Annotated in this window: 33 protein-coding genes and 6 pseudogenes; 16 read left to right on the top strand and 23 right to left on the bottom strand. The window is 53.3% G+C overall.

Annotated features, from left to right (window positions below; all coding sequences use genetic code 11):
* Positions 1–477 (top strand): annotated as a pseudogene (locus FEV53_RS16335) (DDE-type integrase/transposase/recombinase); the annotation flags it as partial.
* 176 nt (positions 478–653) lie between these two features.
* Positions 654–1,193, top strand: a complete 540-nt coding sequence (locus FEV53_RS16340; RefSeq protein WP_142835852.1) for a recombinase family protein — start codon at positions 654–656, stop codon at positions 1,191–1,193.
* Positions 1,194–1,303: 110 nt separating this feature from the next.
* On the opposite strand, the gene FEV53_RS16345 is transcribed toward FEV53_RS16340, so the two are convergent.
* The 7 genes and pseudogenes from FEV53_RS16345 to FEV53_RS16380 all read right to left on the bottom strand — a co-directional run bounded on the left by FEV53_RS16345 (position 1,304) and on the right by FEV53_RS16380 (position 7,103).
* On the bottom strand, positions 1,304–2,773 hold the full coding sequence (locus FEV53_RS16345) for a restriction endonuclease subunit S domain-containing protein (RefSeq protein WP_221931641.1): 1,470 nt from the start codon (positions 2,771–2,773) through the stop codon (positions 1,304–1,306).
* Positions 2,770–4,593: a type I restriction-modification system subunit M gene (locus tag FEV53_RS16350; protein WP_142835853.1), complete on the bottom strand. Its 1,824-nt coding sequence runs from the start codon at positions 4,591–4,593 to the stop codon at positions 2,770–2,772. Before FEV53_RS16350 ends, FEV53_RS16345 begins: the two co-directional genes overlap by 4 nt.
* Before the next feature lie 127 nt (positions 4,594–4,720).
* Positions 4,721–5,050, bottom strand: coding sequence for a helix-turn-helix domain-containing transcriptional regulator (locus FEV53_RS16355; protein ID WP_142835854.1), 330 nt, complete (start codon positions 5,048–5,050; stop codon positions 4,721–4,723).
* 1 nt (position 5,051) lies between these two features.
* Positions 5,052–5,381, bottom strand: a complete 330-nt coding sequence (locus FEV53_RS16360; RefSeq protein WP_142835855.1) for a type II toxin-antitoxin system RelE/ParE family toxin — start codon at positions 5,379–5,381, stop codon at positions 5,052–5,054.
* 327 nt (positions 5,382–5,708) lie between these two features.
* Positions 5,709–5,903 (bottom strand): annotated as a pseudogene (locus FEV53_RS21600) (IS6 family transposase); the annotation flags it as partial.
* 461 nt (positions 5,904–6,364) lie between these two features.
* A pseudogene (locus FEV53_RS16375) lies at positions 6,365–6,505 on the bottom strand (IS3 family transposase); the annotation flags it as partial.
* A 205-nt stretch (positions 6,506–6,710) separates the two neighbouring features.
* Positions 6,711–7,103: a hypothetical protein gene (locus tag FEV53_RS16380; RefSeq protein WP_142835856.1), complete on the bottom strand. Its 393-nt coding sequence runs from the start codon at positions 7,101–7,103 to the stop codon at positions 6,711–6,713.
* 248 nt (positions 7,104–7,351) lie between these two features.
* On the opposite strand from FEV53_RS16380, the gene FEV53_RS16385 reads away from it, so the two are divergent.
* Positions 7,352–7,531 carry a hypothetical protein gene (locus tag FEV53_RS16385; protein WP_142835857.1) on the top strand — a complete coding sequence of 60 codons (180 nt, stop codon included), beginning with the start codon at positions 7,352–7,354 and terminating at the stop codon, positions 7,529–7,531.
* A 596-nt stretch (positions 7,532–8,127) separates the two neighbouring features.
* Positions 8,128–8,358 (top strand): hypothetical protein, encoded by a 231-nt coding sequence (locus tag FEV53_RS16390; RefSeq protein WP_142835858.1) that lies wholly within the window; start codon positions 8,128–8,130, stop codon positions 8,356–8,358.
* Positions 8,359–8,579: 221 nt separating this feature from the next.
* Here FEV53_RS16390 and FEV53_RS16395 read toward each other — a convergent pair whose 3' ends face one another.
* Positions 8,580–8,744: a hypothetical protein gene (locus FEV53_RS16395; protein WP_142835859.1), complete on the bottom strand. Its 165-nt coding sequence runs from the start codon at positions 8,742–8,744 to the stop codon at positions 8,580–8,582.
* 464 nt (positions 8,745–9,208) lie between these two features.
* Here FEV53_RS16395 and FEV53_RS20980 point away from each other — a divergent pair, with 464 nt between their 5' ends.
* The 6 genes from FEV53_RS20980 (at position 9,209) to FEV53_RS16420 (ending at position 12,717) form a co-directional block, all read left to right on the top strand.
* On the top strand, positions 9,209–9,355 hold the full coding sequence (locus FEV53_RS20980; RefSeq protein WP_185962268.1) for a hypothetical protein: 147 nt from the start codon (positions 9,209–9,211) through the stop codon (positions 9,353–9,355).
* A gap of 757 nt (positions 9,356–10,112) precedes the next feature.
* Positions 10,113–11,141, top strand: coding sequence for a replication initiator protein A (locus FEV53_RS16400; protein WP_142835860.1), 1,029 nt, complete (start codon positions 10,113–10,115; stop codon positions 11,139–11,141).
* Between the two features lie 138 nt (positions 11,142–11,279).
* Positions 11,280–11,957 (top strand): ParA family protein, encoded by a 678-nt coding sequence (locus FEV53_RS16405; RefSeq protein WP_142835861.1) that lies wholly within the window; start codon positions 11,280–11,282, stop codon positions 11,955–11,957.
* Entirely contained in the window at positions 11,941–12,186 is a 246-nt protein-coding gene (locus tag FEV53_RS16410) for a ribbon-helix-helix protein (RefSeq protein ID WP_142835862.1), read from the top strand. The genes FEV53_RS16405 and FEV53_RS16410 overlap by 17 nt, the downstream gene beginning before the upstream one ends.
* Positions 12,187–12,221: 35 nt before the next feature.
* Entirely contained in the window at positions 12,222–12,503 is a 282-nt protein-coding gene (locus tag FEV53_RS16415) for a BrnT family toxin (protein ID WP_142835863.1), read from the top strand.
* On the top strand, positions 12,478–12,717 hold the full coding sequence (locus tag FEV53_RS16420; RefSeq protein WP_142835879.1) for a BrnA antitoxin family protein: 240 nt from the start codon (positions 12,478–12,480) through the stop codon (positions 12,715–12,717). The genes FEV53_RS16415 and FEV53_RS16420 overlap by 26 nt, the downstream gene beginning before the upstream one ends.
* A gap of 53 nt (positions 12,718–12,770) precedes the next feature.
* Here FEV53_RS16420 and FEV53_RS20985 read toward each other — a convergent pair whose 3' ends face one another.
* From FEV53_RS20985 to FEV53_RS16455, 7 genes are all read right to left on the bottom strand, one after another.
* A complete protein-coding gene (locus tag FEV53_RS20985) occupies positions 12,771–13,088 on the bottom strand; it encodes a hypothetical protein (RefSeq protein WP_185962273.1) in 318 nt (105 codons plus the stop codon).
* 77 nt (positions 13,089–13,165) lie between these two features.
* On the bottom strand, positions 13,166–14,425 hold the full coding sequence (locus tag FEV53_RS16430) for an acyl-CoA reductase (RefSeq protein ID WP_185962269.1): 1,260 nt from the start codon (positions 14,423–14,425) through the stop codon (positions 13,166–13,168).
* An 11-nt stretch (positions 14,426–14,436) separates the two neighbouring features.
* On the bottom strand, positions 14,437–15,051 hold the full coding sequence (locus FEV53_RS16435; RefSeq protein ID WP_142835865.1) for a hypothetical protein: 615 nt from the start codon (positions 15,049–15,051) through the stop codon (positions 14,437–14,439).
* Complete coding sequence (locus tag FEV53_RS16440) at positions 15,014–16,093, bottom strand: LuxE/PaaK family acyltransferase (RefSeq protein ID WP_221931642.1); 1,080 nt, start codon at positions 16,091–16,093, stop codon at positions 15,014–15,016. The genes FEV53_RS16435 and FEV53_RS16440 overlap by 38 nt, the downstream gene beginning before the upstream one ends.
* The gene (locus tag FEV53_RS16445) at positions 16,093–17,427 is read right to left on the bottom strand and encodes an AMP-binding protein (protein WP_142835866.1); all 1,335 of its coding nucleotides are present in this window, start codon (positions 17,425–17,427) and stop codon (positions 16,093–16,095) included. Before FEV53_RS16445 ends, FEV53_RS16440 begins: the two co-directional genes overlap by 1 nt.
* A gap of 14 nt (positions 17,428–17,441) precedes the next feature.
* On the bottom strand, positions 17,442–18,170 hold the full coding sequence (locus FEV53_RS16450; protein ID WP_142835867.1) for an SDR family NAD(P)-dependent oxidoreductase: 729 nt from the start codon (positions 18,168–18,170) through the stop codon (positions 17,442–17,444).
* A complete protein-coding gene (locus tag FEV53_RS16455; protein WP_142835868.1) occupies positions 18,170–18,412 on the bottom strand; it encodes an acyl carrier protein in 243 nt (80 codons plus the stop codon). Before FEV53_RS16455 ends, FEV53_RS16450 begins: the two co-directional genes overlap by 1 nt.
* A gap of 87 nt (positions 18,413–18,499) precedes the next feature.
* On the opposite strand from FEV53_RS16455, the gene FEV53_RS20990 reads away from it, so the two are divergent.
* Positions 18,500–18,652, top strand: coding sequence for a hypothetical protein (locus FEV53_RS20990; RefSeq protein ID WP_221931643.1), 153 nt, complete (start codon positions 18,500–18,502; stop codon positions 18,650–18,652).
* A gap of 188 nt (positions 18,653–18,840) precedes the next feature.
* On the opposite strand, the gene FEV53_RS16460 is transcribed toward FEV53_RS20990, so the two are convergent.
* Genes FEV53_RS16460 through FEV53_RS16475 form a run of 4 tightly spaced genes read right to left on the bottom strand, consistent with a single transcriptional unit; the run spans position 18,841 to position 20,179 of the window.
* Complete coding sequence (locus tag FEV53_RS16460; RefSeq protein ID WP_142835869.1) at positions 18,841–19,068, bottom strand: IS3 family transposase; 228 nt, start codon at positions 19,066–19,068, stop codon at positions 18,841–18,843.
* The gene (locus FEV53_RS16465) at positions 19,043–19,225 is read right to left on the bottom strand and encodes a transposase family protein (protein ID WP_142835870.1); all 183 of its coding nucleotides are present in this window, start codon (positions 19,223–19,225) and stop codon (positions 19,043–19,045) included. The genes FEV53_RS16460 and FEV53_RS16465 overlap by 26 nt, the downstream gene beginning before the upstream one ends.
* Positions 19,210–19,788, bottom strand: a complete 579-nt coding sequence (locus FEV53_RS16470; protein ID WP_246100851.1) for an IS3 family transposase — start codon at positions 19,786–19,788, stop codon at positions 19,210–19,212. Before FEV53_RS16470 ends, FEV53_RS16465 begins: the two co-directional genes overlap by 16 nt.
* A gap of 55 nt (positions 19,789–19,843) precedes the next feature.
* Complete coding sequence (locus FEV53_RS16475) at positions 19,844–20,179, bottom strand: transposase (RefSeq protein WP_221931644.1); 336 nt, start codon at positions 20,177–20,179, stop codon at positions 19,844–19,846.
* A 98-nt stretch (positions 20,180–20,277) separates the two neighbouring features.
* On the opposite strand from FEV53_RS16475, the pseudogene FEV53_RS22170 reads away from it, so the two are divergent.
* Positions 20,278–20,391 (top strand): annotated as a pseudogene (locus FEV53_RS22170) (IS481 family transposase); the annotation flags it as partial.
* Positions 20,390–20,578, top strand: a pseudogene (locus FEV53_RS22175) (IS481 family transposase); the annotation flags it as partial. The pseudogenes FEV53_RS22170 and FEV53_RS22175, both read left to right, overlap by 2 nt.
* Positions 20,579–20,618: 40 nt before the next feature.
* Here the strand turns inward: FEV53_RS22175 and FEV53_RS16485 are convergent.
* Genes FEV53_RS16485 through FEV53_RS16495 form a run of 3 tightly spaced genes read right to left on the bottom strand, consistent with a single transcriptional unit; the run spans position 20,619 to position 23,347 of the window.
* Positions 20,619–21,629: a glycosyltransferase family 2 protein gene (locus FEV53_RS16485; protein ID WP_142835872.1), complete on the bottom strand. Its 1,011-nt coding sequence runs from the start codon at positions 21,627–21,629 to the stop codon at positions 20,619–20,621.
* Complete coding sequence (locus tag FEV53_RS16490; RefSeq protein WP_142835873.1) at positions 21,520–22,215, bottom strand: ABC transporter ATP-binding protein; 696 nt, start codon at positions 22,213–22,215, stop codon at positions 21,520–21,522. The genes FEV53_RS16485 and FEV53_RS16490 overlap by 110 nt, the downstream gene beginning before the upstream one ends.
* 4 nt (positions 22,216–22,219) lie before the next feature.
* Positions 22,220–23,347 carry a KpsE/RkpR family capsule polysaccharide export protein gene (locus FEV53_RS16495; RefSeq protein ID WP_142835874.1) on the bottom strand — a complete coding sequence of 376 codons (1,128 nt, stop codon included), beginning with the start codon at positions 23,345–23,347 and terminating at the stop codon, positions 22,220–22,222.
* Positions 23,348–23,685: 338 nt separating this feature from the next.
* Between FEV53_RS16495 and FEV53_RS16500 the strand changes: the two genes are divergently transcribed.
* Positions 23,686–24,483 (top strand): ABC transporter permease, encoded by a 798-nt coding sequence (locus tag FEV53_RS16500; protein WP_142835875.1) that lies wholly within the window; start codon positions 23,686–23,688, stop codon positions 24,481–24,483.
* 57 nt (positions 24,484–24,540) lie between these two features.
* Here FEV53_RS16500 and FEV53_RS16505 read toward each other — a convergent pair.
* Positions 24,541–24,771: pseudogene (locus tag FEV53_RS16505) on the bottom strand (integrase core domain-containing protein); the annotation flags it as partial.
* 64 nt (positions 24,772–24,835) lie between these two features.
* Between FEV53_RS16505 and FEV53_RS16510 the strand changes: the two are divergent.
* Positions 24,836–25,135, top strand: a complete 300-nt coding sequence (locus FEV53_RS16510) for a transposase (protein ID WP_142835876.1) — start codon at positions 24,836–24,838, stop codon at positions 25,133–25,135.
* Positions 25,132–25,397: IS3 family transposase (locus FEV53_RS16515; protein WP_142835877.1), on the top strand; the 266-nt coding region annotated here is incomplete at its 3' end. The genes FEV53_RS16510 and FEV53_RS16515, both read left to right, overlap by 4 nt.

Genomic DNA, 25,397 nt, shown 5'->3' on the forward strand with positions numbered 1-25,397 from the left:
GATTGCCTCTATGCGCTTCAGCCGTCGATTCCGCACCTGACACGCTCGGCGCTACATCGATGCCTGCAACGGAATGGCATCTCGCGCCTGCCGGACGTCGAGGGCGACAAGCCAAAGCGGCAGCGGTTCAAGCGATACCCTATCGGCTTCTTTCATATCGACATCGCCGAGGTTCAGACGGCGGAGGGCAAGCTCTACCTCTTCGTGGGTATTGACCGAACCAGCAAATTCGCAGTCACCCAACTCGTGGACAAGGCAGATCGTAAGACCGCATGGGAGTTCCTCGAACACCTGCTCAAKACCGTCCCCTATCGCATCCACACGATCCTCACTGACAACGGCATCCAGTTCGCCGAGCAGCCCCGCAACCGGAACACAGCATATTCACGGCAGATGCGGTTCGACATGATCTGTGAGGTAAATGAGATCGAACATCGGCTCACTAAGCCGAACCATCCGTGGACCAATGGCCGGCTTTTACACCGCCGTTGACAGCCATCTCGCTGCGGTAGGAGCGGAAACCACAGAATAGCGTGCCAAAAACGGTCGTTTTTGTCACAACATGTCACCGCACCTGAAATCAAGCTGTTGATAAGGACAAAAACCCTCGGCAAAACCTTTGCAGTTTTGGCAGGTTTTTGTCACGCTAGGTCATGATCATTGGATATGCCCGCGTCTCGACCGACAACCAGAACCTCGATGCCCAAACCGACGCGCTACAAGCGGCCGGTGCAGAGCGCATTTTCTCAGACAAGGTTAGCGGGTCGATCCGCAAGCGGCCTGAGCTCGACAAGCTGCTCGACCAGGTGCGCCCTGGCGATGTGATCGTCGTCGCCAAGTATGATCGTCTCGCTCGAAGCTTGCGTGATCTGCTGGATATCGTGGAAACCATCAAGGATCGCGGCGCGGGCTTTCGCTCCCTGGCCGAAGATATCGACACGACAACGCCGGCCGGCCGGCTCGTCTTCCACGTCTTCGCTTCCATCGCCCAATTCGAGCGCGAGCGCATATCAGAACGCACAAGAGAAGGTTTGCAGGCCGCAAAGGCGCGCGGGCGCGTTGGTGGTCGCCCCCCTGCCCTTACGACCGCACAAAAAGCCGAAGCTCGGCGCATGCGCGATGATGAACACCGCTCGATTTCTGAAATCGCACGACTGTTCAAAGTGAGTGAGCGAACGGTGCGACGGGCTTAAAGAACGCGACTTCTGCACGCTCTAAACATTTGATTTCCTTGGTTTGGCTCTGGCGTGCGTAAGTCTTGATTTATGCACGCCTTTCTCGATATTGATAAACGACAGAACAATCAGCCAAATTTAGCTGCAAGATCACGGAGCTCGTTTCTGGCGTTGCTTCGTTGCTCGACGATCGTCTTAACTTTCTCAGCAATTTCAGCCCGCAGAGATAGATCACGAGGGATTGGAAGTTGAACCTCAGTGAGCCTCTTTCCAATAGTATCAATGACATCGCGTGTGAATTGCTTGCTCCGAATTTGCCTTTTTACCACGTATGAATTAAGCAAGCCGAGTAGCAAATAAGGCGGAAGCCGCTCATTTTTCATGGAGCGAATTCTATATAGCCCTCCACAATACAACGCTTTTTCGTCCCCTTCTTGTACTATAGTAGATGACCCCACGAGGTATGTCCCATCACGCACCAAAAGGATGTCATAAGGCCGTAAGTCCTGGCGACCGTTGTACTCATCGTAAATTTCCTGGCTCACAGCTTGCTTTGGATTGTGCTTGAGTTCCCAGTTTGCAAAATCTGACGTCCTAAGAAACGGAATTTCGCCAGTACCATAGGCCAACTTTCCTGGTTCATGGCCGGTCTGAAGTTCAATAAGCTCATCATTCACAGCTTCACCTATCGAGATCATTTCACAATGACCCGATAGCTTTTGAAGTTCCTCGTTAATCTCCGGATCATAATATTTTGGAAGATAAATTCTGTTTTTTATCTTGGACTTAGGCACACTGGTTGCCTCAAACCCCCCAAACTCTAAAGTAACAGTATCGGAGACCAAGGCTTTCTCAAGCTCTTCGTCCTCGAGTTTCAAAAACGCATCTAAAGCACCTGTATGTCCGTCCTTCAGTGTTTGCTCTATCAGAACCGGAGCTTGTTTGATGAACGCCTTACCTCTGACCCTAGTCTCAAGCGCCCTCCTCACTTTTTGCCTCAGCTCGTCAGCCTTATTGGCATCCTTGAGGGTAGGGATCGCTATTTGCCGATAGCGTCGGCCAATCGTGTCGATGATGTCTGCGGTAAATTGTGTAGACCTGATTTGGCGCTGCACAATCTCACTGTTGAGAGCGAGGAAAAACAGCTCCGGAATGAGGTCACTTCCAGCCGAAACTCGAAACTTTAAAATATGCGATTGGTAAAGCAGGTCACTATCTACGCTCGTGACAAAGCAGTTTGTACCGATAAGATATGTGCCATCCCTCACTAAGAGAATATCACCGTCTTTGACGTCCTGCTTAGTCTGGTATTCCTCATAAATAGCTTCTGACACACCCTGTTTGGGTGCCGTCTTAATTTCCCAATTGGAGATGTCTGATGTGCGAACAAAAGGGATATTTCCTGTCCCATAAGCCTCTTTGCCAACTTCATGACCAGTACTTACTTCAAGTCGTCCCTCGTCCTCCAACTCCCCAATGGTGACAAGTTCATAATTCGCCTTCAGGGATGCGAGGTGTGTCTCGATACTAGGGTCGTAATACTTAGGAATATAAATTCTATTCCTGACTTCGGAAAATGAAATCGAGTAGGCAATCATTTTTTTCCACTATCTTTGTAAAGGTCGGCTACTAGAGGTACTTCGTCCAAGAGTTCCCGTTTTCCTTCCGAGTTCACCCTATATGTTGGGTTTCCACGACTATCATGACCACACCATTTTACGTCGCACATGAAGATGTCATGGTCATCACTTGGCGGCGTATTTTCAAGAATTAGAACACACGTTTTAGCATGAGTGTACGGTTGGAATAGGTCCTCTGGTAACGTCACCACTGCCCGAATAGTCGTTCGTTTCTCGATGTAAGCGACGATATACTCATACTTCGGCATCCCAAAGATGGACTCAAGAAGAACAATTCCGAGCTTGCCGCCAGGTTTTAGCAGCTCCAAGCATCGCTCAATAAACAGAAGTTGCGGTGGTTGTTTGTCGTGGAGATTGCCTTTCTGAAACTCTTCGTGTTCATCCTTCTTCCACTCGTGGCCAAGGTCATACGTTTTGAGTATGTCATCAGTATCAATAGCAAGTTTTTTACCAAAAGGAGGGTTAGTAACGACAATGTCGAAGCTCCCCCGCTTGATTTCCGTTCTTGCTGCAGCTGACCAATTCTGGGGTCGATCGAGAGAGTTCTCGCAGAAGACGCCGCCGCGACCATCACCCAATATTGCCATATAGGCCTTAGCAACCTTCGATAGAAAGCTGTCTTTGTCTAAGCCACGAAAGTTTTTGATTGCCGCCTCTTGCTTTGCGGAATTGATTTCATTTTCTGGCCATCCAAGTTCGTTGCCCTGGATCTCAACTTTTTGCCAAACATGCCGCAGGGCTTCGACAAGGAATCCACCGCTGCCACATGCGGGGTCGATAATGCGGTCAGATTCAGAAGGATCGAGCATATCAATGACCATCTTCACGACATTTCTTGGAGTGAAGAATTGCCCCTGTGGACCCTTGAGAGAAGGGCCGATGAAAACCTCAAAGGCGTCGGCCACGGCATCTCGGTCAGAAAGAGTTATGGCGAACATCTGGAGCTCTCCAACAATGTACGCAACGCTCTTGGCGTCCAGCCGGATGCTGTCGGATACATCAATTACGTCTTTATAATTTTTCTTAACCTTTTCAAAAATATCCTGAATACGCTTGAGCACTTGGTCATGGTCTTCGTCCACTCCCGCCCGAAAGCTGACCGTCGCAGTTGGCTTGGTAAAACGCTCATCGTAGATTTTGCAAAACAGCAGATTAATGAGTTGTTGAGCAAGGACTTCGTCGCGGGTAATCCCCACGGCATTGGCCGCGAGATAGTTTCTCATTGCTCGGAAGATGCTTTTTAGATTGGTCGCGGGGCGTAGGTCTCTTCGTTCAAAGAGCCCCACATCTTCCAATCGCTGCCCATGCCGAGGAATGTTCGGAATCTCTTCAAACTTAACAGTACCCGCAACCTCGTGCTTCTTTAAGAAGAGGCGCTCTTTTCCGTTGAACCAAACACCGATACGGGATTTGGAAAAGCGAAGGTAATCTTCAAGTTGCCCTCGCCCGTCTTTCCGGTTCTTTTTCTTGCACTCGATAATAATGTGGATGTTGTCTTCATCGTGAGTGTTGGAGTTGAAAACAGCGATATCGACGGGGTACTCTTTCTTTGTATCAGAAGGGCGCGCCTTTACCCGCCACTGTGGTCTAGTGCGAATATGAGATTTCGGGTAATCGTAGTCTTCTACCAGAGTGCGTGCAAAGACCTGGACTGCATCAACTTCTTCGGGGGTTTCCCGAACTTCCCGCCCAGAAATGTAGTCAATAATGTAACCATCTCTTGGCTCACCGCTTGTCTCATCAACGGCTTCCTTAATGGCGAGAATTTCATCGGTCATATGTGTCTGCTCATCATTGTTTAGTTTCTTGTCGCATAGCGAAGGATTGTCAGGAAGGGTTTTCGTTAAACAATCCAGAGGCTTTTACTGCCTGCATGCTTGCATGTAACGCGCTTTGAATGCGGGCTTACGCGTGAAGCCCGTTATTGTGCGTCAGTGAAAAAGACACGCCCTCGCGCTGCTTCAGACGGGCGACCATTGCCAGCAGGTTATCCGCGCGCGGGTTGCCTTTGGCGCTGAGCATACGCATCAGGCTTTTGGGGTCTTTTTGCATGTCCTCGGCAAGTGTCTCGAAGCCCACGGTGGCGTTCACGTAGTCACGCAGCAGCACCTTGCCCGTTTCAAGATCATCGCTGAACAGCGCTTCCATCGCTTCACGGAACAAGCCGACACGAAATTCAGGATCGCGCTCGGCGCGTGCCTTGATGGTGTCTTTGAAATCTTTGGTCAGTGGCATGTCAGTCTCTTTTCTGTTTTCGGTTTTTGTAGTCGTCCCAAAATGCCTTGGCCTGCTCGATGTCCTTGGACTGGCGTTTTTTCGTGCCGCCGCAAAGCAAGATCACAAGCTTGTCACCGTCTTGGCCAAAATAGACGCGATAGCCTGGGCCGAAGGTGATGCGCCGTTCGGACACGCCCTGCCCTACGGGCTTCACATCGCCCATATTGCCGGTCTCGATCCGTGCTAGTGCGGTTCTGACCTTCAGGGCTGCGGCCGTATCGAGCTTGTGAAACCAATCATCGAACGGTGCTTTTCCCTCTTCAGTGACATAGACAACGAGCTCAACCATAGAAAGAAATGGTAACACATACGTTACCAAATGTCAAATTTTTCTTTCTAAGCGAAGAAGTTATCCCCCTGTATTTGCCTTACACCCCATGGGGGTCGAAGCGCCGTCCTGTCGGTTTGGTGCGTTGCCCTATCCGTCATGAGCCTCGGCGAAAAGTGAAAGTTGATCTGCTTTCGGAGCCGTCCCTTGCTTGAGCCCGAAAAAAGAACAGCGCGGTTCTCGCTGCAAGGGCGCGAAGCGGGAGCGGAGCCACGCGCAAGATGCGAAGCATCTGAGCATGGCGAGCACCCACCCCTTGTAGCGGGGTTCGTGATGGTCTCCGTAAGCCCGCTTACGTATTTCTGGGCCAAATTTGCCCACCCATCGGTGGATCGTCGAAGCGTCTACCCTCACCCCACGTTCGGCCAACATATCCCGGACATCGCGGCATGAAAGAGGGTAACGGCAATACCAGCGCACGGCCATCAGGATGATTTCACGCGGGAACCGGTGCCGCTTGAAAGGGTTCTTGCGCCGTGCCATCTGGTCCTCCACTATCAAATGCGGTCAGTTTCTTGAATTCGGGCAGTTATGCAACAGACCCAAGGTGCGCTAGATCGCCTAAAAGTCTGCTCGAATGACCCTGTTTGCGCAGACCACGAGCCTGACGGTCGGAGTGGCGACCGAGCTACCCACGGCGCGGCTTGTCATGGCTGCCTACTGATCGCTGAAACCAGCTGCGAGATGCGAAATCTTTTTCTCGACCGCAGCCTGCTAGTTCCCACGATGGGTGGGCATGGGGCAAGTTTATTTGACTGAAGTGATGGATAAGCGATCCAAATCCAACTCTGCCGCAATTGCCGCTCGATCGTGGATGAGATGCACGTGCCTGGCCCCGCATGACAGCATAGTCGCCCATCATTTCGGCGACGGCCGATCCGTATGGCAGCAAAGCCAATTCCTCGGTAAGCGCTGCTTTGACCCCATGACCTGCCACTGAACTTTCATCCAGCCGCGACTGGAGCCCGGTTAGTGTTTACGCCAGTTGGCACAGGTTGAGCTATCGCCCGACGCGGGGAGCTTTCATCTCGCGCAGCGGGGCGGGCGATTGTGGTGGTCAGGGTTCGCGCGTAATCGACGGGGGTCATGACCTGCCCCCGAGGTGTCGGCCATGCGACATCATAATTCGCATAAATGGCATTATGTTGGGCATTGGCAGCGATCACCCGCCAAGGGTCCGAGCCTGAGCTCCTTGGCTGGCAGACACCAACCTTACCCCCAGACGCCATCCGCCCGCGCAGGTTTTGCGCGGGCGGGGCATGTGCTTGATCCGTTGGGGAGGGGTTTGGATCAGGCGTAGGTCTTGAAGGGCTCGAGGCTCTCGCTGAGGCGGGCATTGGCGAGGTCGAGGACTTCCTTCGTGTCCGACACGTTGCGGTCGAGGGCGGACTGGGTGGTCATCGCGGTCATGGCGATGGCGGTCTTCATGTCGCGGGCCTGGAGGATCTGCTGGCCCTGCTGCACGGTCTCGGAGGCGGCGTTGCTGAGCTTCGACAGGATCAGCTTGTCGACCTCAATCACGCCCTCGGCGAAGCTGCGGAGCGCGGTGCTGTAGAGCGAGGCGAAGGTGCGGGCCTCGGAGGTCGCCGCACTGAGGTTGGCGCTGGCGCGGTCGGCGAGGCGCTCGACTTTGTTCTCCACCTTCTCGGCGGCGTTTTCGACTTTTTTAGCAGTGGCAGCCATCGTGGCCTCCTATCGGTTGGATCTGTGTGTTCGCGTCCTTGTGATACAGGAGATAGAGGCGGAATGCTGCGCTGCAATGGCAAAATGCTGCATTGCAGCATGTGACGCTACGGTACATGGCTTGGGAGGTCTCGTCCCCCTGCCCGGCCCGCCTGAGTCAGGGTACCCACCATCTTTGAAACACGCCTTCGGCAACGCCACTTCTGATCGCCCCTGCCGATCCGGAGAGCGATAGTGACCTCACGGAGTTGATCGAGTGGACAAGCCAGAACGTCGAACAGATGCGCATGTATTCCGAGCATGAGAAGAGAAAAGCACAGCTCGAACTGGATCTCGAAGAGGACCGGGAAGTCATGGCCAGGCTCGAGCGAGAGCGCGGGCCCGACGGAGATCGCGACCACGAGCAGGAGGACGAACATGAGCGGTGATCGTATAGTCATTAGGAGCATTTCTGATGCGCCCCACATGGGACCCAACTGCGCCCCAAGTGCGCCCCAGGTGGGACCCAACTGCGCCCCAGCTGCGCCCCAAGTGCGCCCCGCTCCTTCCAACACTCTGAAAACGTGCGATAAAAATTTTACGGGCATCACTCGTTACCGATTTTCGCCGTTTTTTCGTTCCAGAACAGATGTTTGGGGCAAATGCAGCTTGCTGCGTTATGTGTGGAACTCCCATGAGGCCCACCGGGCCGATGGACCCCATCTGGCCTCGTTCTAACGGTTTGATCTGGCGCAGCTCCCGCCAGATTACCGGGAGCCGAAGCGGCGATTGAACGGGCCTCGTCGTCCTTTCCCAGGTTTTCCTGGGGCGTTCCCGGGTGTTTGCGAGGATTTTTTCCTCGCGGGAAAAGAGACGAGACGATGACGAAAACCCCGCATCAAGCGCGTAGGGGGCCACCATAGCTTCGAGGAAAGCAGGGCGCTCTCCGCGGCATCTGGAGAACAACCCGGAGCGTTAATCCCAACGCCCACCCTGCCCCGGATCGGTCCGAGTTGCTCGGGCTGGTCGTCACTACGACTGTAGATTGCCCGGATCTTTCCTGGCGTATCGGAACACGAAAACCCGTCTTAAGCCCGGACACTTTGCTGCGCCGCAGCATCGGCATTTTATCCGCCAGCACCGCTTCGCCGTGGCGGTTGTCGCCGATCAGGCCAGAGAGCAGCATCCTGAATGCGTCGACGTGCCGAGCTGTGACAACAGGCGCAAGGGCGGCGTGCTGGAGACCTTCCCCGCCGTGCCGGACGGCTGCGGCTGAGTCACCGACCGAAGCACCCTCCGGGACGCCGCAGAGACGCGCAAGAACAGCGTTGTCGCCCAGGAGTGGCTGGTGGCCCTTCCCGACGCGCTCAGCGCCGTACAGAGAGCTGATCTGACCTGGGCGCTGGCTGCATGGCTCGTCACCCGCTGCCGACGTCCATTCTGCCGCCCCCTCCTTTCTCAACCGCCCGCCCGCCGTTTGTGGCGGCAGCAAAGCGATCAGAGAAAGATCTTCACGAAGGCGGCTGTTGCGCCAATGACGCCGACTGCTGCGAGGAAGGGCGCAAGGAATGTGCTGACGCTTATTTGTTTGGTTTCTGCCAGGAGCTTTGCGATCTGGGCGCGCATCTTCTCATCGGCAAGTCTGACTTCGGCTTCGGTCATGTCCGTGTCGCTCATCTTGCTGTTCCCTTTCAATCTAGTCGGTTTCGGTTGAAAATCGAGGTGACATCTGACGCTCTTGATCCCCTTCGGGATCGCCTAGGAATACCCTCAGGATACTGACCTCCAAATCAGACAATGCTCCGAAAAGTGCGTTGGCCCAGGCCGCGATCTCGTTCACTCACCGCCGACAAGCACCGCATGGCCCCGGTTTGGAAATGGTAAGCCAAAGCGGAACAGGCCCACAGAGACGCCAGAAGGCGCGCTGAGCGCCAGATGAAACTCGAGCGCCTGGGTGAGCCATCCAAAAAGCGGTCAAAGCCTGTGAGGCAGCTCTCAGAGCCGCTGAGGTGGAAAGCGCGCGGGACCGGCTGCGCACCGAATACGCCGAACGCACCCTGCCCCTCGTACAACGGGCGCGCCGAAATCCATAAATCGCCAGCCGGATCAGACGCTGGGGCATCAACTTGGACCGCCCGGATCCTGAAGTCGCACAGGACGATCTTTGGCGCAAACAGGGCAAAGGCTATGATGGCCACCCGGTCTGGGCCATCGTCACAGACGATGGGGAAGTCGCTGACAGGGCTGAAAAGTACGCGGCGGCAGAACGCTGAACCTTTCGGGATGCACAACGCAAGGCTGATGAAGATGCGCGGTGAAAAAAGCAGGTCAAACGCTTCCCGACCCCGGCACGTCCGTCATGGCCCCTACCCTGCGTTCGGAGAACAGGGCTTGGACCATGTTCAGCGGGCTTTCGAAAGCCGGTATTTTCAGCGCATGGCGGCAGAAGAGACACCACGACGGTCTGCTAGATACTCGATCGCTGGGTGGTACGTATCGTCGGGACCCTGCCCCGCCTCAAACCTCTCGAGACGATCCGGCTGTCTTTGACCGGTGGCATGGCGAAGCTACCGACCAGCTCGAAACCGCTTTCAGCGCTCACCCTGACCTGAAGGCCCCGCTTCAGACAAGCATCGATGAGTATGAGGTGAAACAATCGCCATCAAAGCCTAAATCGACCCCGCCATCCTCTGGCTTTAGCGGTTCTGCGACGTAGTAACTGACCAACCAACTCTGACCATTCTCAGCCGGAAACCTCTCTGCAAGCGCGACGCCCGAACATTGAAACGCCGACTTATCCACTGCCCCGCCTGTGTTAAATAGGTGTTAAATATAGTGTTACGGTGGAAAAATGCCGGATTCGTCTTTTGATAGCAATAGCTTATCTACACCCCACATGGGTGAAGTGACGTTAGAACATGGGTGAAGTGACGTTAGAACATGGGTGAAGTGACGTTAAAATGATTGCCATGGGTGAAGTGACGTTGTAGTGATGACCATGGGTGAAGTGACGTTAGACTGGGAGGAAACATGAACCAGCGCCCTGCCCTTTTACCGGATCGTCATCCGACACCGGACTTCTTCGTTTGTGACATTTTTGATGCGGCCCCGAAGTCAGATATGGCGTCGATGGAGCATCCTATTTTTTCACTTTCAACCAAGCCCGATTACCGTGTGCGAGAGTACGAAAACAACGGAGCCAAGCTAACCGTTAAGCCGTCGTCTGATGGTCTTGCAACAGTCCATGACCGGGATGTCCTGATCTACTGCATCAGCCAGATCATTCGGGCGATGAACGACGGAAAGCCTGTCAGTCGTCGAGTGAGGTTTAATGCAGGCGACTTGATGCGGGTGACCAACCGGCAGCTTTCGGGGCGTGGTTACAGCCTGTTGAAAACGGCTCTTGAGCGGCTTCGCGGCACGGCGATTTCCACCAACATTGTGACCGGGGGCAAGGAGGTCTTCCGTACATTTGGCCTGATCGACAGCGCGGAAATCGTCCGCGAAACGTATGAAGGTCGGATGCAGGAGGTTGAGGTCGTTCTCTCCGACTGGGTTTTTAATGCCATTGAAGCCAAGGAAGTTCTTACCATCCACCGGGATTACTTTCGTCTGCGGCGCCCGTTGGAGAGACGGCTCTACGAGCTTGCCCGCAAACATTGTGGTATGAAAAAGGAATGGCGCATCGGTATGGAGCTGCTGCAAAAGAAATGCGGTTCAAGCTCGTCCTCGTTTGAATTCCGGCGGCTGATGCGCAACATCGTTCAAGATGATGAGCGTTCCAATCACATTCCTGATTATGCTCTGCGCCTATCCGATGACGGCAACCAACTGATCGTTCAGTCTCGTGGTTCTTTGCCCGGTACTTACTCGGAGGCTGTCGAGGTCGGCCCGTTGGACCCTGAGACATATGAGATGGCCCGGGACGCGGCGCCTGGTTGGGATGTTCGTGTGATCGAGCAGGAATGGCGCGCCTGGATGACTGAGCGGCCTCGGAATCCGGATGCCGCGTTTATCGGGTTCTGCGCGAAGTGGTCTGCAAAGCGTGGTACTCCATGAGAAAGGTACCCCTAGGTACCCAAACGTAGGCATGGCATGCATATCACAGAGTATCCATGGTTTGGGTAGGTTGGGCTTCCCAAGGGTACACTTGTCATGGATACTCAGGGCACGAGCAGAAAACAGAAAGGCACTAGAATGCCGATTATATCCTTCGCGTCTTCAAAGGGAGGCGCGGGCAAAACAACGTCAGCGATCATTCTCGCGACCGAACTTGCCCAAGGCACAGACGTAACTCTCATCGATGCAGACCCCGCTGCACGATTGTCACGCTGGTCGAAACTCTCAGAGTTACCAGATAGGATCAACGTCATCACCAGCGAGGGCGAACGCGCTATACAGGATGAGATCTCTCAGGCTGCGGCACGAACGACCTTTGTCCTCATCGATCTTGAAGGCTCCGCCTCGCGCCTGACGTCCTTCGCCATCTCCGAATCCGATCTGGTGATTGTTCCGACCGGGGATGAACAACAAGACGCAGACGAAGCGATTGAGACCTTGGCGCAGATCGCCATGGAGAGCAGGGCGCGGCGTCGGGAGATCCCGTCAGCAGTGCTTTTTGCACGGACCAACGCCGCAGTAAAAAGCAAGCTGGAGAAACATATCAATGCCGAACTCCGCGCCGCGACCCGGGTTTTCGAGACCGAGCTGCACCGGCGCACAGCGTTTTCCTCTTTGCACAATGCTGGAGGCGGCCTTCGCCAGCTCGACCCATCCGAAGTCAATGGCATCGACAAGGCCATTGTAAACGCACAGGCCTTTGCGGCCGAAGTGGTCGATATTCTTGAGGAGACGCGCCATGCCTCGGTCGCTTGATCTGAACCGTCTAAAGCAATTTGAAGCGCCCCGGGCAGAGCCAGCTGTTGCGCCCGTTGATCCTGGACCCGAACGCTGGCCCAGCCGTGAGCCTGTGCGTGATGGACAAATCAGCATCAAAGCGCCGCTTGATGTCATCGAGCGCTTCCGAAAGCTCTGTAAAGATGATCGCCGGACTTATGCTGACATGCTCTCTATTTTGATGGACGCTTATGAAGACCGCACATAAATGTCTTTAATCCAGATTTTTTGTACCTACATAAAATGGCAGAAATCGAGTATGATCGCACCAAGCGTGATAGGACCTTGCAAGAACGGGGTCTCGACATGGAGAGGGCAGGGGGCATTTTTGATCGCCCTCATCTGACAGCGCCAGATCTGCGTCAGGACTATGGAGAAGACCGCTTTATCACGATCGGTTATCTCGACGGCCGGATGGTTGTATTCGTCTGGACTTGGAGAGGTAAGAATATTCGGATCATCAGTATAAGGAAGGCAAATGGGAGAGAACAAACAAAATATGGTCCCCGCTTGGTCGGATCCTGACGATGCACCGGACCTGGCGACAGAAGAATGGCTGGGCGTGTTCGACGCGGCTCCAGTCATTCGCGGACGTCCGAAGTCGCCATCACCGAAAGTCGCCACCACGCTCCGCCTAGATCCCGATATCGTCGCGCACTTTCGGGCGAGTGGCCCTGGCTGGCAGACAAGGATCAACGAAACCTTGCGCCGCGCAGCTGGACTAGGGGAAAAGTCTTGAAGCGCCAGACTTCCTCACAAATGCGGACGAAAACGCCAACTAATGACAGCATTCTAAAAGGCCTCAAGGAGGCGCTCGATTTTGCCAAGGGCAACAGGGCAGGGACCAAGGTCCATCAGATTGAAGTGCCTAAGATCAATGTCGCCGAAGTCCGTCGCCAGACAGGTCTGTCCTAGGCCGAATTCGCCCGCAGTATTGGCGTGGCGAAGGGAACGCTGCTCAACTGGGAGCAAGGACGCCGTACCCCTCAGGGGGCAGGTCACGTCATTCACGATCCGCCGGATCAAACGCGGCGGGTGTTTGGCCGGAATCCGATCCTCGAGATCGACATAGCTGAATAACGATCCGCTCTTCACGTCCGACCCACGCATCTGACATCTCCAAACATCGGCAAGAGATATGAATTACGGCTCAAAAGGCGTGTCGAGGAGCGTTTTTCAGCAACCCGCTAATGCCATAACCCGCTTTCAGCAATATATATTATACGACTAAATTCTCTTAGTAAGTCCATTCCATCCCATACAGCATCAAATTTAAGAGCTAAACCAGTTGGCACAATTCGGTCTATATTAATCTCATGATTACGGGCGATCGTGCGCCATCTCTCCGAAGATATTCCATAACTTGATATCGTTTGGCTTTTGGAAGTTAGCATTCGAGGAAGTTCTTCCAACGACTCCAATGTATATTCCCAGAATATACCTGAGCCTACATGTTTCTCGTGAATATTAACGATATCTGGTGCGTTTAGGGAGCCAACTGAAGCAAGGTTGGTGGGCATTTTGTAGATATATTCAACAAGCCCATCAATAGCAAGCTGATCCTGCTCAACAAGTTTGTTTACAAAATCCACTGGATACACCTCATCTGAGAATTTTTGAGCTGCTGTGGAAACCGAGTTCCAGAATCGAGCCTTCACATCGCGGTTCTCTGGGCCAGACTCCACCCAAAAAACTGCCTGTGGTGAAGAGCACGCCATTTGCCCAAACCAGTAAGAGTCATTGCAGAACTTTTCAGAAAGTGTTGCAAGCTCACCATCGGAAAGTCTTGAAACTGCATTCGTATCCAGTACTGCCAGTGACCATCTGTCCGGGAAAACAACGTCTTTTCCTCTCATTGAGAGAGGAAATTGTCGGATCTTTGCGACAGCGTTATCTCCACCCCATATCACTCTAACATCAGCGATTTTAGAAAGACGCATCGTGATCAGGTCGTTATGCTCATACTGTATAACAAACAAACGACTCTTCAAGTTCGCGAATTTTTTATCATTGAGGACTTCTGATAGAACTTGAATCAAAATGCGCAACTGGTCTCCGGAACGCGAGGATACGCGGACAATATTGATATTGCCGACAAGGCACGAGATCATCGTCGAATACAGAAAGATCGTATCTACATTAGCTGGTGCGAAATGTAGTGCTATACCTCGCGCCGCAAAGACGCGACTTTCATCAGCATCTTTGAAATACGCCGCTTGAATCTTGGCAAGATTCCGAGGTCGCAACCAGTCAGCTAAAGCGACAATCTCAGGAAAGCGGCGTATTTCAGGCCTTTTCATTATCTGGCGTGAGAATGCAGCAGAAAAGTCGAGGGCAATGTCACTGAACGGACTCAACGTTTCCAAGCCTAGCAAATCATTAACGTTAAGCTCACATGGCGTTAACGTTCTGATATCTTTAATGTTATTATCCTCATGGTTCGGCATAATCATGTTTCCTAGCTTGCGATTATCTTTACCGCATTCAGAGGATTCTCCTTCATACCCTTTCGTATTTTAGTAAATTTTTCCTTTTTCAAAAACAAGACCTCCAAATCATATTTCGAGGTATTTTCCGAAATCGATCCATCAGCAATACCGAAGCCGAAACGTTTGTGCCAGTCTAAAACGCCTTTATTGCTACGCAAAACCTCACAGTAAAGGACATCAACTGACAGCACATCAAACGCGTAAGCGAGTCCACTCAATTCGACCTGCCGCCATACCTTCATCATTTCCAACAAATTGTCTGATACGTGAGGTGTGAAATAAAACGCCCACCAAGCTGCTATCTCAGGCTTGATATCAAAAAAGGCTTGTACAGCTATGGGAGTACCGTCTTGCTCTAGGATATGGAGGTTATATGCAGAATCCTGCATTTTTTTAGCCCACCATATTTTGTGATCCTCGAGAGAAATCACCTCTTGGGTCAGCATCGCCAAACGGACCTTCTCTTGATTGCGCCAGTCCAAAACATCAAGCATATCATCATCTGAAACAGGACGAAATGTAAACTGCGGTGCCGTATTCATCGATTTATCTGCCTTTATCTTGAAATGTATCAGAACAGCCACGAAGTTCTGCTTTTGGTAAACGACCGATAACTTCGAATGTTTTACCCATCCTGCCACAGGGGCAACTATCGATACCCGTAATTTTGCCCTCATCTTCTGTTAGCAATGCATGCCCAGGGTAACTTTCTGGCAATGCCGACAAAACCTCAATGATGCCTTTTTGTCCAATACCAGCCGAACTCCAATCATATGGATTTCTTATATTTACATCTGCAAAAGATGGAGCATGTAAGCGCCCGTGCTCGCATTCTACGAAAATAGATCCGACCTGCTCTACCATTCCGTAAAAATTGTGTATGCGCCTTATACCGGACACCGCCTCGACGCGCTCTTTGAAAATTTCGTTTCCGACAGCTTCGTCCTGAAGCTTTTTCCAGCCACCAGAATGAACCAAGATGCCGTGCGGGAGGTTAATTTTGTGAGATTGTTGCTCTAAAACAGTGACAAAGTACTTCCAAACCATAAAAGTGAACCCAAACAGAAAAATCGGCTCATCTTGATGTTTATCTACGAATGTGTCGATTGCACTCCAGTCAATCTCCATAGTTTCATCTTTTAGAGCATAAACGGGCTTGCGGCCAAAGTTCATCATACCAAGAATACCAGCGCCGCGCGCGGAGAAACTCGATCTGTCTTTAACAACCTTTGGGTGATCAATGATTAGCATTGGGATACGCTGCTTGCCCAGATAATCCTGCATGATTTTAATAACAGCACGACTTTGATATTCGGCTGTTTTTCTGTTTAGCACGATCTGCGACACCTGCTGGCCAGTCGTTCCCGACGATGTCAGAAGTTTGAACCGCTCCTCTTCCGGAATTGATGATAATAGGTGCGTCTTGAACAATCGAACCGGCAAAAATGGCACTTCATCAAGTGACGCGGCCTCGGCAGAGACGCCTCGCGCTCTTATAATCTTCGCATAAGCACCACTATTTTCAACATGATGCTCTGTAAGGTGGTTCAGACGTTTCAGCAAAAGTTTTTCTTTTTCTGGCTGCGGCAGTCCATAGACAGATATTTCAAACATTGTCTCTTGCATTAGACCCCCCCATCACCTAGAGCATTCAAGCTTTTATAGTCAATTTTCCCATTCGACAAACGCGGCACTTCATCAAGAAGAACGACGTTGAAAGACCGCGGTGAAAACGAAAAATTTTCGATGATAGTTTCGCTGATTTTTTCCTTCGGGCCCGATGTGGTGAATACCGTCAGGGAATCATCTACTCCCTTACAGACAACCTCAATATCTATACTCGCAAAAAAATCTTCAATTTCTTGGAGGCCAACACGGTTCCCTTGTAATTTTATAAATCGGCTTTTTCTACCCTTGATCCGGAGAAACCTATCATCAACCCACTCAGCGAGATCGCCAGTATACAGAACCCCATTCATTACGTCGCCTTCAGACAAGTCTGCGCGTGTTTCAGCGTAGCCCATCATAACACTGGAGCTTTTTATAACCATCTCTTCATTCACAAGCTCGACCTCGACACCAGGAATGGGTTGGCCAATACAATCGGGATATTCTGGTATACACGAATGTGGCAGCCATGTAATACGGGGCCCAGCTTCAGTTTGACCATACATGACATGGAACTTCCACCCTTTCTCAGAAGCGATATCATGTAAGGTGAGCACCTTGTCTTTCGGCAAGCGTCCACCTGCTTGAACCAATGTTCTGAGATTTTTCGAATCTCTTTTTTCCAACCTAATACGCAGCAGCATATCATAGTGAAAAGGCACGCCAGCCAGACTTGTGGCCTCAGAGAAGTTCTCCCAAAATTGGGGCTGCATCACTGATGCATTGCTCAAAAGTAAAGTGGCCCCCACAAGCATGTGACTATGGATCACCGAAAGACCAAAGGAATATTCCATAGGCAGATGGGCAAGCGGGATCTCGTCTTCCGTAAGATCGAGATACTCGGCGATAGATTCGGCATTCGCATAGAGTTGACGGTCATTGAACCGGACAAGCTTGGGGGAACCAGTTGATCCTGAAGTTGATAGACAAATAGAAAGGTCTGGATGCAAAGCTTCGGATCGTACGTAGTGTTGCTCGCATCTTACTAGACCATTCTGCACACTAACGACAGCTTGCGCTTGATAGGTTTCGATCATTTGCATCAAATGCGCATTGGAAATTTTAGCTGGCAAAAGCAAAATCGCATGCCCAGCCGCATGTAGCCCGATATAGGCCCCTAGATGCGGAACTGTATTTTCGCATAAAAGTATAACAAAACTGCGTTCGGGTATTGCTTCCCGCCAAAAATTTTCATGATCTGTGAGATCACCGTAACGTAGAACGTCACCACCATCATCGCGCGCCAATATTTTCGAACTGTGCGATGATACTTTGTGCAGGGTTTTCAACATTATACCGTGTCCGTTCAGGCAGTCATACTACCATCAATTTGTAAAACCTGCCCTGTGATGTACGACGCTTCATCACTGGCAAGGAATAATGCCGCCGATGCAACATCATCGGTTGTCCCAAAACGATTCATTCGGATGGAAGCCAGTGCCTTGTCTCGTGCTTCACCTGTAATGCTTGCAGTCAGGTCGGTCTCAATGAAGCCGGGCGCCAAAGCGTTAACGCGAACACCCGACGGCGCCAGTTCCTTGGCCATTGCTTTTGTCATACCAATCACAGCTGCTTTGGAGGCGCTATAGCCTGAATACCCGACTGCTCCCTGGACACCCATAATGGATGAAATGTTAATAATTGAGCCCGAATGTTTTGCGGACATCAGTCGAGTAGCGAGTTGGGCACAGAGATAACTCCCTCTGACATTCGTGTCGAACATGTCATCTATTATATCCGACTTTGTCATTGCGATCATGCCAGCATGCATAACTCCAGCATTGTTAACTAGAACATCAAGAGCTCTGTACTGTTTGCGAACTTCCATAAACGCCGCTTTGATAGAGGAGAGGTCGCTTACGTCTAAAATCAGACTATGCGCGTTTTCATATGCCGCACTAATATCTTCCAATTCTTCTAAATTCCGTCCGCCCAGAAAGACAACATAGCCAGCATCAAGAAATCGCCGAGCCGTAGCAGCGCCGATACCCCGGCTTGCCCCTGTGATCAAAGCGATTTTCGGTGTATCAACCATTAACTGAACTCAACATTATACTTGGTAAGGATTTCACGCGCCTTCATAACACTCGACATTTCAATGATATCATCAGTGTCGAGCATGATATCAAATACATCTTCAAGTTCAGCAACCAATGCCATGTGCGCAACCGAGTCCCACTCTTTGATAGAGTTATATTTAAGATCATCGGTGATGACATCTTCTGAGATTTGCAGCGCTTCAGCAAAAGCTTTTCTGAGTTTCTCTACATTATCCATTGCTTAACTTTCTGTATGGACCGGCTTGATTTCGTCGACAACGCCTTCACTAGCAGTGTAAAGGCGCTGTTTCTAGGACCATATTGCATGTATCAGATCGAGGGCATACTGGCCCCGTTCGCCACTGTTTCTGATCAAAAGCTCGTAGGCCACACGACCGGGATCAGTCATGCGCTTCAAGGATTTGAAGGCGATCTTGGTTCTGGTGGTCTGGACCGCGCCGGGTTTGCCGGCGGCTGATTTTGGTTCGTTACGCGGCCATGTCTTCACGGTCCCGTGCCGCGCAGAAGTGTGATCTTCGTCCCTGTCTCCGGACAGCGGGGTACTTTACCCCTGTCCATGAGAGGAGCGCTACATGGGACGACATCGACGGAAGTATTCAGACGATTGAACTTCGTCCCGTTTTCCGGACATTCTGATTGTTGACTCTACGCTGCGATTTTCCAACTCATTTCTGTGAACGCCTCTGCCGGTGTCTGGTAGCCGATGGCTGAATGGCGGCGCGGGCGGTTGTAGAAGATCTCGATGTACTCGAAGATAGCGGCCGTGGCCTGTGCCCTAGTTGCGAATCGCTGGCGGTGGACCAGCTCCTTTTTGAGCGACGCGAAGAAGCTCTCCATCGGGGCGTTATCAAGACACTCCCCTTTGCGGCTCATGGATCAGCTTCGCGCGGTGGATGATCTTGCGATCATCCCCACTGGCATATTGCACGCCGCGGTCCGAATGCAGGATCTGCCCCGGGAGCGGACCGCGCCGGTCCAAGGCCATTCTGAGCGCATCACAGCAGAGCCCCGCTTTCAGATGTTCGGCCATGGACCACCCCACGATTTCGCGGGACGCATGCGCCATTGTCCTTGGAGTTGCCCATCGCGGCGCCACCGGTCGGAGCCCGATGGGCGACGGCGGACAAAGGCACATTCCTTGACCGCAGCGAGGTAGAGCCAGCCCTCGCCGGTACCGACATAGGTGATGTCGGCCAGCCAGACGGTGTTCGGGGTGGTGCAGTGAAACGCCCGCTGCAGCAGGTTCGGCGACAGCGTCAGCTGGTGATTGCTGTTTGTGGTGACCGGCTTGCGGCGTTTGCGCGGACGGGCTGAGATCCTGTTTTCCTGCATTATTCTGGCTACACGACGTTCTGAGACGCTCTTCCCGTCAGCGCATAGATCCCGGTGGATGCGTTTGGAGCCGTAGCGCCCCTTGCTGGCTTTGAAGAAGTGCCTGATCCGCTCCAGCAGTGCCTCGTCCCGTGCCGCACGCCGCGCCTCCCGACGTTCACGGGCTGCCTCACCGGCGCCGTGACCATAAAACCAACTGCGTGACAGGCGGACCAGCCGGCAAAGTGTAGAAACCGCGTTCTCCCGCTTACGCGGCGCCACTGGGGCCACGGTCAGTCGAACTGAGCTTTGTGGGCAGTGATGAAAGCGCGCTTGTTCATCGTGGTCTCACCGCCCGAGAGGCGAAAAAAGCGTTCGCAGGCGCACTCGGACCCGTGGCGTTCGCCTGCTCACCCATTTGCAAGATCTCGTTCTCCTCTGCCAGCCGCTTGTTCTCCTTGCGCAGCCGCTCCAGCTCGGCGGCATTGGCCTTCTGGCGGTGTTTCGCTTCCATCGAGCCGAACGCCTCGATCTCCAACCACCAGGTTTTCAGCTGGGTGCCGGTGATCCCCAACTCCTTGGCCACGCTGCCCTGCGTGGCGCCCGGCTCATAAAGCCGTTCAACCGCTGCAGCTTTAATCTCGTCTGAACACTTCCGTCGATGTCGTCCCATGTCGTGCTCTTCTCATGGACAGGGGTAAAGTACCCCCGCCGTCCGGAGACAGGGACGAAGATCACCGGGCCCGATACACAGAGTTCAGGACACTCCCAGAAGCGATGATCGTCACGTTCCGTCGGCACACGCTCTTGCCGCTCGACGACTGTCTCTACGCCTTGCAGCCTACGATCCCACACCTGACCCGGTCAGCGCTGCATCGGTGCCTTCCACTACAACAGCCACGACCAGCTCCGCACCCATCCCATGAACTTCATGGCCGCCTGCAATTTCGCACGCAGGCTCAAAACGCTCAGCGGCCTCACGCCCTACGAACATGTCTGCAAAGTCTGGACTGCAGAGCCAGACCGATTCATCGTCGATCCGATCCACCAGACGTCGGGACTGAACACCTAAAGCACCCGGCTGTCTTGAGACAGAGACGCAGATCAGTCACTCAGATGCGATTCCACAGGACGGCGGCCCATAAGGCCATGCGGTCAATGAGCTTTTGGCGAGTGATACCACTTTGACGCATCAGGCGAATGCGGTTGGGCATAGAGGCACCCCGGGCTTTGGAGAAAGCCGTCAGACGTGCGCGGTTCCCAGCTGTCAAATCACGAACTGGGGTCAGATTGGCGATGGTTTGATCTGCCCATTGTGCAACCTGCCCTATGAACACTCTCCGCATCCTGTCGAGAAAGACTTTCGAAGATCTTCCCCCACCAATGAGGTTTTGGCTGTGTTGTCTATACAGAAGTCCCGGCTCGGGATCATAGATCACCTGCGCCCCGCATCCGGTAAGAACCTGATAGGCCCACCAGTCATGGACCGCGAGCGCCTGAACATGAGCTCTGGCCTTGTTCAGAAGGTCTGCTGCGGCCTGGGTCATCACCATCGTGTTCCCGCCACCGATATTCTCGACCAGCGCGTTGCCGAAGCTAGGCGTTTGCGTGAAAAGTTGTGATAGCCCTAGCTCATTGAGGTTTTCATCGACAAGTCTTGTCCGACCGCAGATCAAAGCTGGAATTTGAGGATCAGGAAGCTGTGCGAGGGCTCGGGCGATCTTATGCGGCAGCCAGACATCGTCTTGATCGGCGAAAGAAATGTAGTCACCGCGCGCAGAACCCAAGAGATACAGAAAGTTTTTCGCCACACCCTGCTGCGGGCCTGCGATGAGCCGGATATTGCGGTTGGGATGATCTGCCGCAAAGGTCCGAAGAATATCAAGCCCCGCATCGGTCGATCCATCGTCTGAGACGATCAATTCCCAGTCTTCGTGGGTCTGAGCGACAAAGCTGTCGAGCTGGTCTTGCAGGAAACACTCACCGTTGAAGAGTCCCATCAGAATGGTGACCTTAGCCACGCCGTGCCTCCTGGGGAACCCAGTCGGGCAGCTTGCCCGCCATCGCGGCCTCGTGCGTGGCAATAGCTTCTTTGACGTCTTCGAACCAATGGGCATAGCCATTGATCATGACCACACCGAGGTCACATATCTCTCTCATGAATGGCATCGAGTGAGACACAATGATGGCCGAACTTTCGCCAATTCTTTCCTTCATTAAAGCCAGAGATCGTGCCCGAAAAGCAGCGTCTCCCACGGAGTTCACCTCGTCAATGAGATAGGTATCGAACTTGATTCCCATAGACAGGCCAAAGGCCAGTCGCGATCTCATTCCTGAACTGTACGTGCGGAAAGGGGCATGGAAGTGCTCGTTCAGTTCGGCAAAATCATCCACAAATGCGATCAGCTCATCCGTGTCTACGCCATATACCCGGCCTACAAACCGAATATTCTGTGCTCCGGTCAGTTCGGGGTGGAATGAGCCGGCAAAACCCACCGGCCAAGAAATCGTACCATCTGATGTAATTGACCCGCTATCGGGATCTTCAACACCGGCGACCATACGCAGCAAGGTTGATTTTCCCGCGCCGTTACGCCCGAACAGACCAACGGATTTTCCGGTAGGAAATGTCAGGTTCAGCCCATGGGCAACCACTTTCGGCGTACCCTTAACGTAGTAGGTCTTCCATAAATCTTTGACCTTGATCATTGCCTCAGCGACGATCCTTGATCGCGTAAAAGATCAGTACACCAATCGTCCAGGCAAACAGAAGGAACAGAAAACACAGAGCCATCAGGATGAAACGCTGAGGATATTCAGCCCGCTCTGCCAAGGTTGGAGCAATATAGGCTGCGAGGTAGCGGCTCTGGCGCTGTGCCTCCATCAGTGCACCATCATAGTTTGCGAGTGCGGCCAGATAGGCCTGCTCAGCGAACTCCCGATTGACCATCAGCCCCTCGAATTCTCCAACCAAGTTGGAATAATCCGAGCTGCCAGCTCCGGTAGAGGAGTATTTCTGACGCTCTTCCTCGATCCGCTGTTCAATCGCGGTGATCCGGTTTTCCGCCTGGGACAGCCGGGCGCTGCCGCCTTCGACGCTGTCGCGCAGCAAATCATAGGCGATCAGCGCGTCAGAAAGCTGGCTCTGCAGTGCCGTCATCAGACCCGTCTGTATCCCAACCTCCGCCTCCGGATCGACGATCTGGTTGCGCGAGCGGAACTCGGTCATTTCCTGCCGCGCTATTTTGAGCCGCTCGACAGCCCGGTCGAGCTCTTCGCGAGCGTAGCGTGTCGCATCTTCCCTGGCGATCGCACTCAAACCATTGATCATTTTAGAGCTATCGTCGAAGATAGCCTGAGCGATCCTGCGGGCATCTTCGGGATCGAAGGCATGGACACGCAATTCAATCAGTTCAGCACTGCTGTCGTAGAAAATCTTGACCATCCGTCCCCAATAGTCGGTCAGATCCTCAATGGTGCCATCATCAGAAAACGCAAAGACCGGGTCTAGTTCCTGCGGTGCGGAATACAAACTGCGAAGATCTAGTTTATTATCAATGTGACTCACCAGCTCGGCGCTCTGGATGTACTTGTAAAGGATATCAGAGTCGGATGATCCACCGCCGCCGAGGTTGCCCAGCCCACCCAACATATCGATGGCCGAAACGACATCTTCGCTACGCACCGTGAAGGCAACGTAGGAGACATATTGATCCACGGCCCGGCTATAAAGATACCAGCCCGCGACCAGGACAGGCGCTATCACAAACATCACAAAGCTCGCCAGAACGCCCCAGTGCCGATTGCGCATCCTGGCTGGACTGGCCAGAGGCTGGGTCATCGGCTTTGCTTGGACTTTGGCCACGGGGCTTGCTGGCTTCGAGGCCGCCGGTTTTGGGGCCGGTGGCGTTGGCTTACTCTCCGGGTTTGCAGGCACCAGTTTAGCCGACGCTACCGCGGGCGTCGGTGGAGCGGCCGGGCTTTTAGGGGGCTCTGTGCTGCTGGAAGCGGTCTTCTCAGAAGCGGAACTGAGTGTCTTGTCGTTCAATACGGTTATCCGGTTGAGAGTGGCCTTCGCCCTATAGCATTGATCTCAACTGCTGCAAATGCGCAAACTGGGCGGAAGAGACCTGCGCAATGGGCCTTGCGATCACAATGCGTTTGCCCGAATGAAAAGGCATGAGCTTTTCTGCCCAAGGGCTACACGCCCGGAGTTTCAAGACGTGGCGCACCGTCTCCGCACTTATTATGCGCGAGATGGCAACCACCTATGGCCGCAGCCCCGGAGGCTATATCTGGGCGATCCTGGAGCCGGTCGGTGGTCTCGCCATCATGACGATCGCTTTTTCGGTGATGCTGCGTTCACCCGCCCTCGGAACGTCGTTCCCCTTATTCTACGCCACCGGTCTTTTGCCGTTCATGATGTATTCGGATGTAGCACTCAAGTTAGGCCAGTCCATTCGCTTTTCCCGCCAATTGTTATTCTATCCGGCCGTCACCTACGCGGATGCAATCGTGGCGCGGTTCCTGTTGAATACACTCACTCATTTGATGGTCTTCTACATCATCATGACAGGATTGATGTGGTTTTATGATACTCGAAACATCCTTGATTATGCAGCGATCTTGAATGCACTCGGAATGGCCATGGTCGTGGGCCTCGGGGTAGGCACCCTAAATTGCTTTCTGCTCACCCGTTTCGGTCTGTGGGAACGAATATGGGCCATTGTGAATCGTCCCATGTTTCTGATGTCCGGAATCTTCTTTCTCTACGACAACCTTCCCGAACCGTTTCGCAGCTATTTGTGGCTCAATCCCCTCATTCACGTTACCGGGGAAATGCGGCGGGGGTTCTACGCTTCCTATGACGCGACCTATGTCAGTCACACATATGTCTACGGGTTCGGCCTGACAGCCTTGTGCATCGGCTTCATCTTCCTCAGCCGCTATCACCGTGTCTTGCTAAATAATCGCTGAATGTTGGACGAGCTGAACCGTCATGGCCGCTTGACCTGCCCCCCGGTCGTCCCTCGTTCATATCGAGAGTCTGCAGGTTGAATCTGGGTATTCGGCTTCATTGTTTGGCGCAAGCGCGCCGGGCGCGGAGCCCTCAAATTGCTCAAGCGCTCGGCGCGCTTGTTGCGGTGTCTGGTTGGCCAAGGACGAATGCGGCCGGACCGTATTGTAGTCGTAGCGCCAGAGGGCCAGCTTACGCCGCGCATCGTCCAGACTGTCGAATATTTCCTCGTTCAGAAGTTCGTCCCTGTGAACTTCGTCCGTGTCTCCGGACAGCGGGGTACTTTACCCCTGTCCACGAGAGGAGCACGACATGGGACGACATCGACGGAAATACACGGACGAATTCAAAGCTGCAGCGGTTGAGCGGCTTTATGAACCGGGCGCGACGCAGGGCAGCGTGGCGAAAGAGCTGGGGATCACCGGCACGCAGCTGAAGACTTGGCGGCTGGAGATCGAGGCGTTCGGCTCGATGGAGGCCAAACGTCGCCAGAAGGCAGATGCCGCCGAGCTGGAGCGGCTGCGCAAGGAGAATAAGCGGCTCGCGGAGGAAAACGAGATCCTGCAGAAAGCGTCCGCTTTTTTCGCGTCTCGGGCGGTGAAACCACGATGAACAAGCGCGCCTTCATCACTGCCCACAAAGCTCAATACGGGGTTTCGACACTCTGCCGGCTGGTCCGCCTGTCACGCAGCTGGTTCTATGGGCATCACGCCAGCCAGGCGGCCCGTGATGACCGTCGGGAGCGGCGATCCGCACGGGACAAGGCGTTGCTGGAACGGATCAGTCATTTTTTCAAAGCCAGCAAACACCGTTACGGGTCCAAGCGTATCCACCGGGATCTGCGCGCTGACGGGGAGCGCGTCTCGGAGCGGCG

Source organism: Palleronia caenipelagi, from assembly GCF_007004065.1.
GTDB classification, from domain to species: Bacteria; Pseudomonadota; Alphaproteobacteria; order Rhodobacterales; family Rhodobacteraceae; genus Palleronia; species Palleronia caenipelagi.

Excerpts from the sequence above, each read along its gene's own strand:
- FEV53_RS16340 (WP_142835852.1), top strand. The coding sequence starts at position 654 with ATGATCATTGGATATGCCCGCGTCTCGACCGACAACCAGAACCTCGAT.
- FEV53_RS16345 (WP_221931641.1), bottom strand. The coding sequence starts at position 2,773 with ATGATTGCCTACTCGATTTCATTTTCCGAAGTCAGGAATAGAATTTAT.
- FEV53_RS16350 (WP_142835853.1), bottom strand. The coding sequence starts at position 4,593 with ATGACCGATGAAATTCTCGCCATTAAGGAAGCCGTTGATGAGACAAGC.
- FEV53_RS16355 (WP_142835854.1), bottom strand. The coding sequence starts at position 5,050 with ATGCCACTGACCAAAGATTTCAAAGACACCATCAAGGCACGCGCCGAG.
- FEV53_RS16360 (WP_142835855.1), bottom strand. The coding sequence starts at position 5,381 with ATGGTTGAGCTCGTTGTCTATGTCACTGAAGAGGGAAAAGCACCGTTC.
- FEV53_RS16380 (WP_142835856.1), bottom strand. The coding sequence starts at position 7,103 with ATGGCTGCCACTGCTAAAAAAGTCGAAAACGCCGCCGAGAAGGTGGAG.
- FEV53_RS16395 (WP_142835859.1), bottom strand. The coding sequence starts at position 8,744 with ATGACCGAAGCCGAAGTCAGACTTGCCGATGAGAAGATGCGCGCCCAG.
- FEV53_RS16400 (WP_142835860.1), top strand. The coding sequence starts at position 10,113 with ATGAACCAGCGCCCTGCCCTTTTACCGGATCGTCATCCGACACCGGAC.
- FEV53_RS16405 (WP_142835861.1), top strand. The coding sequence starts at position 11,280 with ATGCCGATTATATCCTTCGCGTCTTCAAAGGGAGGCGCGGGCAAAACA.
- FEV53_RS16410 (WP_142835862.1), top strand. The coding sequence starts at position 11,941 with ATGCCTCGGTCGCTTGATCTGAACCGTCTAAAGCAATTTGAAGCGCCC.
- FEV53_RS16415 (WP_142835863.1), top strand. The coding sequence starts at position 12,222 with ATGGCAGAAATCGAGTATGATCGCACCAAGCGTGATAGGACCTTGCAA.
- FEV53_RS16420 (WP_142835879.1), top strand. The coding sequence starts at position 12,478 with ATGGTCCCCGCTTGGTCGGATCCTGACGATGCACCGGACCTGGCGACA.
- FEV53_RS20985 (WP_185962273.1), bottom strand. The coding sequence starts at position 13,088 with ATGCGTGGGTCGGACGTGAAGAGCGGATCGTTATTCAGCTATGTCGAT.
- FEV53_RS16430 (WP_185962269.1), bottom strand. The coding sequence starts at position 14,425 with ATGCCGAACCATGAGGATAATAACATTAAAGATATCAGAACGTTAACG.
- FEV53_RS16440 (WP_221931642.1), bottom strand. The coding sequence starts at position 16,093 with ATGCAAGAGACAATGTTTGAAATATCTGTCTATGGACTGCCGCAGCCA.
- FEV53_RS16445 (WP_142835866.1), bottom strand. The coding sequence starts at position 17,427 with ATGTTGAAAACCCTGCACAAAGTATCATCGCACAGTTCGAAAATATTG.
- FEV53_RS16450 (WP_142835867.1), bottom strand. The coding sequence starts at position 18,170 with ATGGTTGATACACCGAAAATCGCTTTGATCACAGGGGCAAGCCGGGGT.
- FEV53_RS16455 (WP_142835868.1), bottom strand. The coding sequence starts at position 18,412 with ATGGATAATGTAGAGAAACTCAGAAAAGCTTTTGCTGAAGCGCTGCAA.
- FEV53_RS20990 (WP_221931643.1), top strand. The coding sequence starts at position 18,500 with ATGTATCAGATCGAGGGCATACTGGCCCCGTTCGCCACTGTTTCTGAT.
- FEV53_RS16460 (WP_142835869.1), bottom strand. The coding sequence starts at position 19,068 with ATGAGCCGCAAAGGGGAGTGTCTTGATAACGCCCCGATGGAGAGCTTC.
- FEV53_RS16465 (WP_142835870.1), bottom strand. The coding sequence starts at position 19,225 with ATGGCCGAACATCTGAAAGCGGGGCTCTGCTGTGATGCGCTCAGAATG.
- FEV53_RS16475 (WP_221931644.1), bottom strand. The coding sequence starts at position 20,179 with ATGGGACGACATCGACGGAAGTGTTCAGACGAGATTAAAGCTGCAGCG.
- FEV53_RS16485 (WP_142835872.1), bottom strand. The coding sequence starts at position 21,629 with ATGGCTATGCCCATTGGTTCGAAGACGTCAAAGAAGCTATTGCCACGC.
- FEV53_RS16490 (WP_142835873.1), bottom strand. The coding sequence starts at position 22,215 with ATGATCAAGGTCAAAGATTTATGGAAGACCTACTACGTTAAGGGTACG.
- FEV53_RS16495 (WP_142835874.1), bottom strand. The coding sequence starts at position 23,347 with ATGACCCAGCCTCTGGCCAGTCCAGCCAGGATGCGCAATCGGCACTGG.
- FEV53_RS16500 (WP_142835875.1), top strand. The coding sequence starts at position 23,686 with ATGAGCTTTTCTGCCCAAGGGCTACACGCCCGGAGTTTCAAGACGTGG.
- FEV53_RS16510 (WP_142835876.1), top strand. The coding sequence starts at position 24,836 with ATGGGACGACATCGACGGAAATACACGGACGAATTCAAAGCTGCAGCG.